This is a genomic window from Aquimarina discodermiae, assembly GCF_040786235.1.
Classification (GTDB): Bacteria; Bacteroidota; Bacteroidia; order Flavobacteriales; family Flavobacteriaceae; genus Aquimarina.
The window spans coordinates 18513-34050 of record NZ_JBFMKP010000012.1; the positions used below are offsets into that span (position 1 = coordinate 18513).

The 15538-nt window shown below is 34.1% G+C and carries 10 protein-coding genes and 1 pseudogene; 3 read left to right on the top strand and 8 right to left on the bottom strand.

Annotated features, from left to right (window positions below):
* Positions 1-7: 7 nt before the first annotated feature.
* Together rplU and ABW636_RS09100 are read right to left on the bottom strand one after the other, a co-directional pair.
* Complete coding sequence (rplU, locus tag ABW636_RS09095) at positions 8-664, bottom strand: 50S ribosomal protein L21 (RefSeq protein ID WP_367589662.1); 657 nt, start codon at positions 662-664, stop codon at positions 8-10.
* Positions 665-762: 98 nt separating this feature from the next.
* Positions 763-1236: a DUF4199 domain-containing protein gene (locus tag ABW636_RS09100; RefSeq protein ID WP_367589663.1), complete on the bottom strand. Its 474-nt coding sequence runs from the start codon at positions 1234-1236 to the stop codon at positions 763-765.
* A 189-nt stretch (positions 1237-1425) separates the two neighbouring features.
* Between ABW636_RS09100 and ABW636_RS09105 the strand changes: the two genes are divergently transcribed.
* The 3 genes and pseudogenes from ABW636_RS09105 to ABW636_RS09115 all read left to right on the top strand — a co-directional run.
* Positions 1426-2751, top strand: a complete 1326-nt coding sequence (locus ABW636_RS09105) for a M16 family metallopeptidase (protein ID WP_367589664.1) — start codon at positions 1426-1428, stop codon at positions 2749-2751.
* A 191-nt stretch (positions 2752-2942) separates the two neighbouring features.
* Complete coding sequence (locus tag ABW636_RS09110) at positions 2943-5009, top strand: insulinase family protein (protein ID WP_367589665.1); 2067 nt, start codon at positions 2943-2945, stop codon at positions 5007-5009.
* 100 nt (positions 5010-5109) lie between these two features.
* Positions 5110-5271, top strand: a pseudogene (locus ABW636_RS09115) (ATP-binding cassette domain-containing protein); the annotation flags it as partial.
* A gap of 78 nt (positions 5272-5349) precedes the next feature.
* Here ABW636_RS09115 and ABW636_RS09120 read toward each other — a convergent pair.
* The 6 genes from ABW636_RS09120 to mutY form a co-directional block, all read right to left on the bottom strand.
* Positions 5350-10074: a fibronectin type III domain-containing protein gene (locus ABW636_RS09120; RefSeq protein ID WP_367589666.1), complete on the bottom strand. Its 4725-nt coding sequence runs from the start codon at positions 10072-10074 to the stop codon at positions 5350-5352.
* A 794-nt stretch (positions 10075-10868) separates the two neighbouring features.
* On the bottom strand, positions 10869-11744 hold the full coding sequence (locus ABW636_RS09125) for a DMT family transporter (protein WP_367589667.1): 876 nt from the start codon (positions 11742-11744) through the stop codon (positions 10869-10871).
* Positions 11745-11820: 76 nt separating this feature from the next.
* A complete protein-coding gene (gene gldD / locus ABW636_RS09130) occupies positions 11821-12393 on the bottom strand; it encodes a gliding motility lipoprotein GldD (RefSeq protein ID WP_367589668.1) in 573 nt (190 codons plus the stop codon).
* Positions 12393-13712: a gliding motility-associated protein GldE gene (locus ABW636_RS09135; RefSeq protein WP_367589669.1), complete on the bottom strand. Its 1320-nt coding sequence runs from the start codon at positions 13710-13712 to the stop codon at positions 12393-12395. The genes gldD and ABW636_RS09135 overlap by 1 nt, the downstream gene beginning before the upstream one ends.
* 24 nt (positions 13713-13736) lie before the next feature.
* Positions 13737-14207 (bottom strand): single-stranded DNA-binding protein, encoded by a 471-nt coding sequence (locus ABW636_RS09140; protein WP_367589670.1) that lies wholly within the window; start codon positions 14205-14207, stop codon positions 13737-13739.
* A 257-nt stretch (positions 14208-14464) separates the two neighbouring features.
* Positions 14465-15514: an A/G-specific adenine glycosylase gene (gene mutY / locus ABW636_RS09145; protein ID WP_367589671.1), complete on the bottom strand. Its 1050-nt coding sequence runs from the start codon at positions 15512-15514 to the stop codon at positions 14465-14467.
* Positions 15515-15538 lie beyond the last annotated feature (24 nt).

A 15538-nucleotide genomic window follows, 5' to 3' on the forward strand; every position in this document is an offset into this window, starting at 1 on the left:
TAGAGAATTACTTCTCGATGCCACCATCTAATTTATCTTGTAATTCTTTAAGTTCGTCCCAGTTACCGTCTGCAGCAAGTTGTGCTTGCTTTGGCCAAGTGTCTGGCACATGATTTCCACGAACATCCTTAATGAATTCTGCAATTTGCTTAGGGTCAGCTTTTGCAAGATCTGCAAAAGTTACAATATCATTAGCAACTAAGGTTTCAGCGATTTTTGGTCCAATACCTTCTATCTTTTTAAGATCATCCCCTTTTTTTGCAGTTGTTTTTTTAGGAGTAGCTTTCTTTGGAGCTTCTGCTTTTGGTTCGGCTTTTTTAGTTTCCTTTTTTGGTGCTGCTTTTTTAGCTCCAGAAGTTACGATGCTTTCAATAACGATTTCTGTAAGAGACTGACGGTGACCATTTTTAACACGGTAACCTTTACGTCTTTTCTTTTTGAAAACAATAACTTTATCACCTTTTAGGTGTCTTGTGATTTTTGCTCCTACTTGAGCTCCATCTATAGCTGGGGCGCCTAAAGTAACATTGTCTCCGTCTGCTGCAAGAAGAACTTTGTCAAAAGAAACGTTGTCTCCTTCTTCTCCTGCTAAACGATTTACAAACACTTTTTGGTCTTTTGCAACCTTAAATTGCTGCCCTGCTATCTCTACAATTGCGTACATAGCGTAACGTTTAATTAATTATTTTTTATATAAAAAGAACCCACCTATAAAATTAGGCGGGTGCAAATATACTGCTAATTAATTAAATGACAAATATTTTAAGCCTTTACAGGGTATGAATTTTGATTTTTTTTCGGATTCCAGCTTTCTTTTAATAATTGCATAAAAGATAAGGTAAGGACAAAAGTAGTTGCAAACCCCATAATTGCAGCAACAAACACTACAATGCCAACACCTACGTGATAGTGCGAGCTCCAATTTGCCAGCATCTCTGGTAAAAAAGAAGTGTTGATGTTGGTGACATAAATGGCAAAAAATGATGTAAAAATAAGCGTAGCATTAAAGCCTGTTAGTAAACCTGCCATAAAACCTTTCTGATACTCAAAATTATGTTGCTTTTCTAGTTTATAGTTCTTCATAGCTTTATAGAGCCCGATACCTACAATAATTCCATTACCTAAGCTATAAATTGGATTGGTTTGCACTCCAAATAAAGAAAGAAGTAAGAAATATATAATAAGCCCAAGGGCGATAAGAATACCATATTTTACAGGAATAGTTGATTTTTTCATATTTCATTTCTTTAACAATTCTCTTTTAAATATATGAAATTATGAGGGTTTTTCGTAGTAAAAGGATGTTAAACTGTCTGTATTTTTAAGGAATCATTATAAAAATTGTATCAATTCTATATAAAAACGGTAACAAACCACGATCTTTATACACATATAGACAAATAAAGTTAAACAAAATTATTACGAATGAAAAATAGATTTTATGCAATCGTTTGCGGGCTTATGACAATAATACCTGTAGGTGCGCAAGAAGTAGAGTTTACAGAGTATGATCTTGATAATGGTCTGCATGTAATTTTGCATCAGGAAAACAAAGCACCTATGATTACTGTCGGGGTTATGTATCATGTAGGAGCCAAGGATGAGGAAAAGGGTAGAACGGGTTTTGCACACTTTTTTGAGCATTTGTTGTTTGAAGGAACAAAAAATATCGAAAGAGGGAAATGGTTTGATATAGTATCTTCTAACGGAGGAAGAAATAATGCAAATACTACTCAGGACAGGACATATTACTACGAAACTTTTCCGTCTAATAACTTAGAGCTGGCATTATGGATGGAGTCAGAACGTATGTTACACCCAGTAATTAATAAGATAGGAGTAGATACTCAAAACGAAGTTGTTAAAGAAGAGAAAAGACAGCGTATCGATAATGCTCCCTACGGAAAGATTATCTACCGAACAGGAATCAATCAACACATCTTTAAGAAACATCCTTATGGTCAATCTGTGATTGGAAGCATGGAAGACCTTGATGCAGCAAAATTAGATGAGTTTGTAGCTTTTAATAAAAAGTTTTATAATCCTAATAATGCTACTTTGGTGGTGGCAGGAGATATTAAAATAGAAGAGGCAAAAAAAATGATTGCCAGCTATTTTGGTGAGATTAAAAACAATGGAGAAAAAATAAGTAGAACTGTAATTAAAGAAGATCCTATAGCTACAGAGATTAAGGTGACCGAGTACGATGCTAATATCCAGGTTCCTGCCAAAGTTTTAGTATATAGAACACCAAAACAAACAAATAAAGATGCTTATGTGTTGGATTATATTTCTACAATTTTGACAGGAGGAAATAGTTCAAGAATGTATAAGTCTATGGTAGAAGATAAAAAGATGGCATTACAAGTAATTGCATTTTCTGATTCTCAAGAAGACTATGGTACTTATATTATGGGAGCATTGCCTTTGGGAGAAGTAGGTATGGATAAGCTTCAGACAGAGATGGATGCCGAAATTGCTAAGTTACAAAATGAATTGATTTCTGAAAGAGAGTTTCAAAAACTTCAAAATCAATTTGAAAACAATTTTGTAAACTCTAATTCTAGTATAGAAGGTATTGCAAATTCATTGGCAAGATACAATGTACTTTATGGAGATACTGGATTGATAAATAAAGAAATAGAGATTTATAGATCGATTACCAGAGAAGATATTCAGAATGTTGCTAAGAAATATCTGAATAAAAATCAACGTCTTAACCTTGATTATTTGCCAGAATCAAGTAAATAAAAGTATCGTCGAATTATAAAAATTAGAACCCAATCGGGAAATGTCAATCAACTCCTTAATTTGGTGATTCGTTTGACTAAAAAAATCAACTAAAAATAAGATGAAACAAGCCATAATCAAGTTTTTGATACATATCGCAAAATGATTGTTTGGTGAGTTCCATGTGACGTCTAAAATAATAGTATAAACACATGAAAAATAATATAACATATATAATTGCTTTTTTATTGATCTCTGTAGTAGCAACTGCGCAAATTGATCGATCAAAAATGCCTAAATCAGGACCAGTTCCTACCATAAATTTAGGGAAGCCCAATACCTTTAAGATGAGTAATGGACTAACTGTTTTGGTAGTAGAAAATAAAAAATTACCTAGAGTCTCTGTAAGTCTTTCATTAGATAACCCTCCTAATGCAGAAGGAGATAAAGCGGGTATTGCGAGTATTGTATCGCAAATAATGGGTAAAGGAACTAAAAATATCAGTAAAGATGTATTTAATGAAGAGGTAGATTTTCTTGGGGCGTACCTAGATGTAGGTGTAACTAGTGGGTATGCGCAATCACTATCTAAATATTCTGATCGAATTGTAGAACTTTTTGCAGATGCTTTTTTGAACCCTAATTTTACTCAGGAAGAATTAGATCTAGAAAAGAAAAAACTAATAGAAGGAATAAAATCCGGAGAGAACAGTACGGAGGTAGTAGCAGGAAGAGTAAGAAGAGTATTGGGGTACGGTAAAAACCACCCTGTAGGAGAGTATATCACAGAAAAAACGGTAAATAATATTACGCTTGAAGATGTAGAGAGGTTTTATAGAGATAATTTTGTGCCTTCTAATGCTTACATGATTGTAAGTGGTGATATAAGTTTTGATAAAGCAAAGGGGTTAGTAGAGAAATATTTTACTCCATGGGTAGTAGGAAAAGCGCCTTCTTTTGGGATTCCTAAGGTGGTTGATGCACAATATAGACAAATCAATTTTGTAGATATGCCCAATGCCGTGCAAACAGAAGTAATCGTAATGAATACGACAGATTTGAAAATGTCTGATCAAAACTATCATGCAGCATTGGTGGCAAACTATATTTTAGGAGGGTCATTTAATAGTTATATTAATATGAATCTTAGAGAAGAGCATGGATATACATATGGGGCACGTTCAATACTTCCTAAAGATAAAAATTATAGAACTACATTTAGGGTTAGAACCAAAGTCAGAAATGCAGTTACAGATAGTGCAGTAGTAGAAATATTAAAAGAGATTAAAAGAATTCGATTAGAAGATGTAGATGATCAAGTACTTAAAAATGCCAAAGCAAAATTTTTAGGAGATTTTATCTTAGCATCTGAAAAGGATAGAACTATAGCAAATAGAAGTATTGACATAAAAATCGAAAATTTACCAGAAGATTTTTACGAAACTTTTATCCCAAAAATCAATGCTGTAACAAAAGCAGATGTTAAAAGAATTGCTAATAGCTATTTTAACCTAGATAAAGCTAGAATTATACTGGTTGGTAAAGGAAGTGATGTATTAGAAAATTTAGAGAAAATAACTTTCGAGGATAAGAAAATACCTATTTTATACTTTGATAAATATGGTAATAGAACAGAGAAACCTGATTATAATGCTGCTGTACCAACAGGAGTGACAGCTCAATCTATTTTAGACACTTATTTTAAAGCCATAGGAGGAAAAGAAAAGTTAGAAACGGTATCATCGTTATTTGTAACCGCAGAAGCACCATTTAATGGAAATACTTTAGGGTTAATTGCTAAGACCACCAAAAAGAATCAATCACTTATCGAGGTTAATTTTGGAGGAGTAACTGTTCAAAAAATAGTTTTTGATGGTGTAAAAGGATATATGATGGCTCAAGGTCAAAAGATGGAGTATACCGATGAGCAGATAAAAGATGCTAAATTAGAAGCGTTACCATTTCCAGAATTGGTAAATACCTCGGCTTCGTTAGAAGGAATACAGCCTTATGATAAAGGGAAAGCTTATGAGATTAAATTAGGAGATAAGAAAACTGCTTTTTATGATATAGAGACAGGTCTTAAGGTAAAAGAAGTTACAGTACAAGAGCAGGCAGGACAAAAAATGACGATCGCAATTTCTTATAGTGACTATAAGGAGGTGAATGGTATTAAGTTTCCTTTTACAATTTCTCAATCTCTGGGTCCACAAAATATGGATTTTACGGTAAAAGAAATTAAAATAAATGAAAGGGTTACCGACGAGGATTTTAAATAGATTTTTGTTTGTTTTTTAAAAAGTAGAGACCTGTTAGAATTCTAACAGGTCTCTACTTTTTTTACGATTAGCAAGATATACTTTTAGGATGATAATTAAAGATGAATATGTGCTAAAAGATTTTTTATTAAAGATCGAAAAAGGAAAAACAGTTGCTCTTGTTGAGTAATCCGGAAGTGGAAAATCCACGATCGCAAATTTGATTGCTAGATTTTATGATGTTAATAAAGGAAGCGTAATAATTGATATTAGAAACTTCAAATATGAACAATAAAAAAGAGCTGTCTATGCAGACAGCCCTTTATAACTATTTCACTAAAAATTAAATAATATACCTATACTATTTTTTTACAAAATGAGCAATATATTTATCTTTACTGGTAGAGATTCTTAAAATATAAGTCCCTACTCGTAATTCTGAGACATCTAATTGAGATTGATATTTCCCTTGCATAACTATTCTACCTAATATGTCAAAGACAGCAAAGGTTGTAGTTTCATTCGGTGTAAAAGAAATATTCAATTTAGTAGTAGCTGGAACCGGAGTTACTATAATTTCTTCTGGCGGTGCTATTTTACTAGTAGATTTTGCTCCACAAGATGATGCAAATACCCATCCTCTGTTAGTACGCTCCCATAAGTTTCCTTGGTATACTACTTTGTCTCCTACTGTATACTGAGCATCATTTTTCCAATCATCTATCCCTTCACAAGTGCTTGCTCCACATTTTCCGATAAATTTCCATCCTTGATCTAATTTTTCAAAAAGATTTCCTTTGTATACAACTCTATCACCAGTTTGATATGGTACTCCCCATTGCCAAGAAGCTACACCTTCACAAATATTATTTGAATCCTCATCTTCGGTAGTAGCAGAAGCTACATTACTAGATTCAGACATATTTCCAGCAGCATCCATTGCTTTTACCGTAAATTGATACGTAGTAGAAGCGGTTAATCCAGAAACGTTAAAAGATGTTTCGGTTCCTCCAGTGGTACCAATCATTTCTGTACCTTGATATACATTGTATCCTGTTACACCTACATTATCGGTAGATGCGGTCCAAGTAAGTGATAGACTTGTTTGTTTTATGTTAGAAGCTACTAATTCTGTTGGGTTAGTAGGTGCTTCTGTATCTATAGTATCATCTGGTAATGTAGATGCGGTTGCTATGTTACTAAATCTTGACTTATTTCCAGCAGCATCCATTGCCAATACTTTAAAAGAATACACTGTACCAGCTAATAATCCCATAGCTTGGTATCTTGTTCCCTCGACAGTAGCGATCATTGTATCTCCCTGATATACTTCATATCCTGTTACGCCCACGTTATCTGTAGACTCAGTCCAAGCAAGATCAATGGTAGTTTGTGTCTCGTTGCCAGCAGTTAAGTCTGTTGGATCTGTTGGAGCTTCGTTATCTACAGTATCATCAGTTAATGTAGATGCGGTTGCTGTATTGCTAAATCTTGATTTATTTCCAGCAGCATCCATTGCCAATACTTTAAAAGTATACTCTGTGCCAGCTAATAATCCTATAGCTTGGTATCTTGTTCCCTCGACAGTAGCGATCATTGTATCTCCTTGATATACTTCATATCCTGTTACGCCTACGTTATCTGTAGACTCAGTCCAAGCAAGATCAATGGTGGTTTGTGTCTCGTTGCCGGCAGTTAATCCTGTTGGCTCCGTTGGGGCTTCTGTATCTGCTTCTGGTAATGTAGATGCGGTTGCTGTATTACTAAATCTTGACTTATTTCCAGCAGCATCCATTGCTAATACTTTAAAAGAATATTCTGTGCCAGCTAATAATCCCATAGCTTGGTATCTTGTTCCCTCGACAGTAGCGATCATTGTATCTCCCTGATATACTTCATATCCTGTTACGCCCACGTTATCTGTAGACCCAGTCCAAGCAAGATCAATGGTAGTTTGTGTTTCGTTGCCAGCAGTTAATCCTGTTGGATTCGTTGGAGCTTCTGTATCTGCTTCTGGTAATGTAGATGCGGTTGCTGTATTACTAAACCTTGACTTATTTCCAGCAGCATCCATTGCTAATACTTTAAAAGTATACTCTGTACCGGCTGTTAAACCTGTAACTTGATATCTTGTTCCTTCTACAGTTGCTATCATAACATCTCCTTGATATACTTCATATCCTGTTACGCCCACGTTATCAGTAGACCCGGTCCAAGCAAGATCAATGGTAGTTTGTGTCTCGTTGCCAGCAGTTAACCCTGTTGGCTCCGTTGGAGCTTCTGTATCTGCTTCTGGTAATGTAGATGCGGTTGCTGTATTGCTAAACCTTGACTTATTTCCAGCAGCATCCATTGCTAATACTTTAAAAGAATATTCTGTACCAGCTGTTAAACCTGTAACTTGATATCTTGTTCCTTCTACAGTTGCTATCATAACATCTCCTTGATATACTTCATATCCTGTTACACCCACGTTATCAGTAGACCCGGTCCAAGCAACATCAATGGTAGTTTGTGTCTCGTTGCCAGCAGTTAACCCTGTTGGCTCCGTTGGAGCTTCTGTATCTGCTTCTGGTAATGTAGATGCGGTTGCTGTATTGCTAAACCTTGACTTATTTCCAGCAGCATCCATTGCTAATACTTTAAAAGAATATTCTGTACCAGCTAATAGTCCCATAGCTTGGTATCTTGTTCCCTCGACAGTAGCTATCATTGTGTCTCCTTGATATACTTCATATCCTGTTACGCCCACGTTATCTGTAGACCCAGTCCAAGCAAGATCAATGGTAGTTTGTGTTTCGTTATCTGCTGTTAATCTAGTTGGAGCTGTTGGAGCTTCATTATCGTCAGTATTTGATCCAGCAAGTGGAGCTTTCCATATACCTCTACCATACGTTCCAGCAATTACTACTTTATCTTGATAATTAATTTCTAAATCGCGAACTGCAACTGTGGGTAAGCTAGGAGAGTAGTCTGCCCAAGCATTATCTCCATTTTTGTGATATACTCCTAAGTATGTACCTAGATAGATTGATTCAGTACCTTTTTCGTGTCTTACAATAAACTTACCTTCACGTGGCAGATTACCAGAAATATTTGTGAAATCAGCCCCTTGATTACTAGACTTAAAAACTCCGCCATTAGAAGAACCACTCGTAGTCACAAATAAAATATTACTATTATCATTATGTACTTCTATTGAAGTTATATTCGTTTGAAAGCTAGAAACCCGAGACCAATTTATACCTTTGTTCGTACTACGGTATAAATTTTTAGCTCTTGATGCATATATATTATTTTCATTAGAAGGGTCTATTTCTATAAAATCTAATCTACCTCCAAAGTTATAATTACCTTGTTTTACAAATCTGTTGTTTACCAATTTGTAGAAACTAGAATATCCAGCGTATAAATTCCCATTACTATCAGACACTAATGGAGTTACCCAATTACCACCCTCAGGGCCTCTTGTTACATAGTTTTGATTAGCACCTCTATCTGTAGTTCTATATAAAGATGCGCCGCCTTGTATAAAACCATAATATGTATTAGGGTTATTACCACTTACAGCACAATCCATACCATCAGCTCCATGATAATTATACCAAGTAGAGTTTTTTAAACCATATCCTCCATTATCCTGCAATCCACCTACTAGATTTGTGGAGCTAGCATTTGCTGCTACAGAAATTCTATAGAATTGACCAATTTGCAACCCTTTGGTATAATCTGTAAAACTGTTACCATCATTATTAGAGATGAATACACCACCGTCACTACCACATAATAATCTTCCTTTATGATATCTTAAGAAATGAATATCTGCATGGGTATATGAAGCTTGTCTAGGACGATCCCACTTGTTAATTCTTGAGAAATCATTACCACCGTCTGTAGATTTCCAAATATCAAGAACTCCTACAAATAGAGTATTAGGATCCTTATCAGAAACAGCAAATGCAAGATCATACCAAGCTTGGCCACTTTGAAATATATCAGAGGTCTCCCTTGTTTTAGTAAAGCTAGCTCCACTGTTAGTAGATTTATATATTCCTTGAAAAGAGTAATCATTGTTTCGAGTGTTAGCACTTAATACATATACGTATTGAGGGTTTGCAGAAGTAACATCAATTACAAATCTCCCAGAACTAGAAGGTAATCCACTTCGTACTTGCGAAAAACTATTACCAGCATCTGTAGACTTATAAAAAGATGAAGAAGTAACAGCATAAATTGTATTAGAATCACCAGGTTTTAATTTAATATCCTTAATATTACCATTTAAAGTTCTTCTCCAACTAGTGCCGGCATTCGTTGTTTTATATAGACCAACACTGGTAGCTATCCATAGTGTATTAGAATTATTAGGATCTATATAGATATCATTACTAGTAGTATATGTATTGTTGAAAACTAAGCCGGTTTTAGCCCAGGTAGTACCTCCGTCAGTAGACTTAAGAACTCCTATACTGTAACTATCACTGGCATCATCATCACCTGTTGATATGTATATAATATTAGAATTTTTGGGATCTATTGCAATTCCAGAAACTCCAATTTGTGGTAAATCATCTATAAGAGGTGTCCAGGTAGAACCACTATTGGTAGATTTCCAGATACCTCCGGCAGGAGCACCAACATATATGATGTTGTCATTATTAGGATCTATAGCTACCACATTCACTCTTCCTTGACCCGGAGACCAAGAATTTCCTGGATTATGGTCAAAAGGTCCCATTGGAGTCCAATTAAAATTGGCGTTACTTCTGTTTTTAGGGGCCATTTTTTTCTTACTGGCCCATTGATCCCACATAAATTGAGGTGTAGGGAGTGTCCCATCTGGCTGAACAGAATTTTTCTTATATTCACCCCATCTCATGCCCGGCTTGTATCCACTTCCTTTAGCCTCATGATCACGTTTTACCCAATATCTATTAAAGGAATCGTTGATTTCTTGGTATGTAAGAGGAGTACTTTCAGCAGATTTACTTCTGGAATTTCTTAGTTGCTCCATCCAGGGAGCATTTACTTGCGCTTGCATGACATAGCAAGTCAATACGAATAGAATAATGCAAATTTTTTTCATTTTGTTAAATTTGAGTATAGTTAATTTTTATGATAAGTTGATAGTCATCGTGTATATAAATATTAAGCAGTACTTAATACTTAGAATTACTTATAACAGCTTACTGGGAAGTTTTAAAGCATGTATCTGTTTTCTTGTAAGGGATATAATTTTATATACAATTTTGAGAAGAAATATATAATCCCTACAATTTTGTAATTTTAGTTAAAGCTTTACTTTATACTTACTTATGCGTTTAGAATACGAAGTAGTTACAGCTAGGTTATATAAAGTTGATTTTTCATGTGAATTAGTGTATTTTGAGTTAGATGTTAGTTAGATACAAATATCAATAAAAAAATGGCATATTACCTGTTTTTTCGACAAGTGCCTGAAATATTCGTTTATGTCATGAATTTGTATTTAGTATATCTAAGAAGTAAACGAATCTACTAAGTTATTGCTTACTTCGATGTCGTATTAGTCTGACAGTTAGTTTCTTTTGTAAGAAATTCGTTCTATACTTTTTTCTTGAGAAACATGTTTTTGAAGTTGTGAAAACAAGTAAGTTTGATATCGGAAAGGCACATCTAAAAAATATAGAGTGTATAGAAAAAACAGGTTCTGCCGGTAATGATCGCATTTGTTTGGGTGTTATAAAATAGGTGTATTTTTTACTTAAACCCATTACCATCAAAAAACACAGAAGAAAAGCTAAGAAAATATTCAAATATGGATTCGATTACATAACTAGTGTATTGTTAAATACTATGAATCAGTTGGGTGTAATTTGCTATGTGCTTAGAAATTCTTGTTTATTTTTTTCTATTGGCCAGATATACTCCAAAAATTATTACAAGAGAAGCAATTGCCTGGTAAAAAGTAAATTTCTCGTTGTCTAGTAATCCCCAACATAGTGCTACTATAGGTATAGTATAGGTTACCGAAGTTGCAAATACAGGAGTACTGATTTGTACCAATTTGTTAAATAAAACTTTGGCGATCCCGGTACCCACAATAGCAAGAATAGAAATGTATAGTAAACTTGTGTGTGTTTTTGATGACATTACAATTTCTTCTTTAAAAAAACCAGAAAAAAACAAAGTGAGTAAAGCGGGGACAAATAGTGCGAGGAAATTTCCGTTGGCAATAGCCATAGGCGAAATATGTTGCATATGCTTTTTTATAATGTTAACATTAAAAGCATAACAAACAGAAGCACATAGTACCAATAATGCATACCAATAATTTTGATCTGGATGTATAGATGCACCTTCAAGAATTAATGCAAGGCAGCCAATCAATCCTACAATTACTCCTATAAGTTGGTTTTTGTTAAAGGAAATAGAAAAAACTAATACCCCCAAAATTAAGGTTACTAGAGGGGTCATAGAATTTAGTACAGAAGTTATTCCACTATCGATTTCTGTTTCGGCAAATGCAAATAAAAAAGCAGGTATAAAGGTTCCTAAAAAACCAGAAAGGATGACCCATTTCCAGTCAGGTGCAGCAATGGTTTTAATACTTTTAAAACCGATTAGGAATAGAAATAATGCTGCAAAAATAGTTCTTAAAGAGCCTAATTGAATAGGGGTAAGCCCAATAAGTGATTTTTTGATAAGAATAAAAGAACTACCCCAAACCAGAGATAGGATTATAAGATAGAGCCATTTTGATTTTGTGTTTTGCATTTTACCTTGTATAAGGTGCAAATCTGACAAAATTCTGAATGTTTCGAGATAATTTTGGATAAAAATTAACTAAAAACTATTCTTTCCATTCAAGAGTTTCTATAAGATGCCTAATGTCATTACGTAAATAATTGGCGGCAGGAAGTATCGAGTCGTAATTAGGTTTGGTTTTAAAATAAATAGAGCCTATGACAAAGTTTTTAACACTATCTGTTGCATAAAATTGAGAAGGAGAAGCGGCATCACCAGATACTTTGTAAATCATCCCATATACATTCTTTTCAGAATTAATATACTCTTCGGGTTTGATAGCATCTGCTTTGATCACATGCTCTTGTGTAAGATTTTGAGCATCCCTTAATAAAGCGGTCAGGTTATTGTCTACCCGGTAATAGGATATATAGAGTGTTGCTTTTAGTGCTTTATATTCTAGGTTATACCAACATTTTTTGTTTCTTCTTGCTTTTTGAAGCTCAGAGAATTCGTTTTTCTCAAAAGAAAATGGACAAGGTAGAGAGGCTTTGGCATATTTTGGAGATGGATAACTTAATCGCAACATTCCTTTTTGTTTTGGAACTATTTCGCCTCCACAGGAATAAAGCCCTGCTAAAAAAATGATCGATAAAAGTTTTATTATTTTAGTCTTCATTAATCATTGATAGTTAATTTCACCTGTTTTATCCTTTTTTTGTCCAACGACTCTACTTTAAAAGCATAATGTCTAATAAAGATAGTTTCTCCTCTTTTAGGGAAACTCCCTGATATTTCTAATAGCAGACCGGCTATAGTTTCTGCATCTCCTTTAATATCTTCAAAAATAGTATTGTTTTCGAGTTTTAGCACTTTGTAAAAATCTTTTAATGCAGTTCTTCCTTCAAAAACGTAGTTTCGATCGTCAAGTTTTGAGAACACAAGATCTTCGTCATCAAATTCGTCGCTAATATCGCCTACAATTTCTTCAATAATATCTTCTAAAGAAATTAATCCACTAGTTCCTCCATATTCATCAACAACAATAGCCAGATGATTTTTTTTATTCTTAAAATCGTTAAGCAAATCGTCTAATTTTTTGTTTTCAGGCACAAAATAAGGCTCTCTTAATAATGAAATCCAATCAAAAGACGATTGATTGATATAAGGAAGAAGATCTTTTACGTATAAAATCCCCACCACTTTGTCGATACTATCTTCATAAACAGGGATGCGAGAAAAACCATTTTCTATAATTTCTGAAAAAATTTCTTTGTAAGAAGCGTCCTTGTTTAAGGCAAAGATATCCATTCTGGGTCGCATAACCTGTTTGGTATCTGTATTACCAAAAGATACAATACCTTCTAGTATTTTCTTTTCTTCATCAGTAGTGTCTTTATCAGATGTTAACTCTAAAGCCTGTGATAATTGATCGACACTTAGGTTGGATTTTTGTTTTCCTAATCTATTATGAATCGCCATAGTGACACTTCGCATCGGAATACTAATAGGATAGATGATCCAATCCAAAAAACGAAGAGGTCGAGCCATGAGCTTAGCAAATTTCACATTGTTTCTGCTGGCATATATCTTTGGTAAAATTTCTCCAAATAATAAAATAAGAAAAGCAACCACTCCAACCTCGACAACAAGTCGTATATTAATTAATCCAAGAAAGACATAATCAAGATGACTTAGATAAATCTCTCCCAAATTATCAAAAAGGAGTATGATGGCTATATTAATAAAGTTGTTAGCAACCAATATTGTGGCCAATAACTTTTTGGGATTATCCAATAATTTTGATACAATCCTTAAATTCTTTGACGGGTTTTCTTCTTCTTTGAGATCGGTTGGAGTTAAAGAGAATAGAGCAACCTCACTGCCAGAAATTAGGGCAGAGAATATAAGCAAGGCTATAAGTGCAACCAAATTAACGGTCTGCATAATATCAAAAGCAAATAGCGAGATTAGAAGCTGTATAGGATCAGGATCCAAAGTATCTTTGTTTAGTTATACAAATCAGAACGGAAGATCATCATCTTCTTCTTTTTCTGTTGGGTTAGGAGAAACTGCCTGTTGCTGATTGTTACTGGCAGGTGGAGTATTTGTCTGGGGCGAATTTTGAGGTACGGCTCCTGTAGACTGGTTTTCATTTTTTGGAGTAAGAAAGGTAAAGTCCGTGCATTGTATTTCTGTACTATACCTGTCTTTTCCTTGTTCGTCCTGCCATTTCCGGGTTTTTAGACGTCCTTCTATATATATCTTATCTCCTTTGTTAAGGTATTTCTCACAAATCTCTGCCGCTTTATTTCTTACCACTATATTGTGCCATTCTGTAGTGGTTACACGCTCTCCTGTACTTTTATTTACATAAGAGTCATTGGTAGCTAACGGAAATCGTCCAATACAGTTACCTCCTTCAAAATAATGCATCTTTATTTCATCTCCGGTATGTCCTATTAACATTACTTTATTTAGTGTTCCTGTCATTATTAGGGTAATTTATATAAGGTTTATTAGTTGCAAAGAAATAATAAAACTCATTTAATACTATCAAAGTATTATTATTTTATCAATTTAAATATATAATCTGCTTTAAGACCGTATACCTATATTAACACAGATATGTCTTTACATATGTATTAGTAAATGTAATAAAAAAAAAGAAAAGCATATATGGTAAAAAGTTTCTTAACGTATGTTTATAGTTGGGGATACAATTATAGTATATGTTTTTTGAAGAAAACTTAAAAAAAAGCATCTATAAAGTTGCTTACCAAAATAGGTACAGGGTAGATGTCAATATCTTTGATTGCTATTACCTTATTGGTAGAATTGATCTTTTTAGGTGTTTTCATTTTTATGATATAAAATTGAGTGTGTAAATGTTGATGTGATAGCTTATGTATGACTGGTTTGTCTAGATATGGTGTTATCTCATATATATGATCTCCAACTATTTCTTTAAAAGTGATATGTGATGAAACTTGGGTGATGTCAAAAGAATCACTTTCTATTAAAGGAAACTCATAAAGCCCTTTCCATATGCCGTCACCGCTTCTTTGTTTAATAACTGTCTTTTGTTTATCTAAATCAAAGACTAAATAATTAAAATGTCGGTGTTTAATTTTTAGCTTTTTTGTTTTTACAGGTAATACGGCAACTTTTTTGTGCTGTAGTGCTTCGCAACTATTGGATAAGATACAACTATTACAATCTGGGTTTTGAGGCTTGCATTGCAGGGCTCCAAATTCCATTATTGCTTGATTATATTCTGCAGGTTGATCATGATCCATTAATGCTATTGCTAATTTTTTGAATTCTTTTACTCCTGGAGTGCTATTTATAGGAGTGTCTATGTCAAAGAAACGCGACAACACTCTATATACGTTGCCGTCTACCACAGGAACAGGTTCTTTGTAGCAAATGGAAGCAATTGCACTAGCCGTATAGTCTCCGACACCTTTTAAAAGCAATAAGTCTTTGTAGGTGTTGGGAAAAACACCATTTAACTCATTAGCTACATATTTTGCTGTAGTATGTAGATTTCTGGCACGAGAGTAATATCCCAGTCCTTGCCATAGTTTTAGCACCTCTTCTTCTGTTGCTTTGGCTAGATCAAATACTGTTGGAAACGTGTTTGTAAAGGATATATAATAAGGTAAACCTTGCGCTACTCTTGTTTGCTGAAGTATAATTTCGCTCAACCAAATATGGTATGGATTTTTGGTTTCTCGCCATGGCATGTCTCTTTTGTTTTGTAAGTACCACGTAATGAGTTTTTTAGAAAATTTCATAGAAAAATAATAAGATTTGCAAAA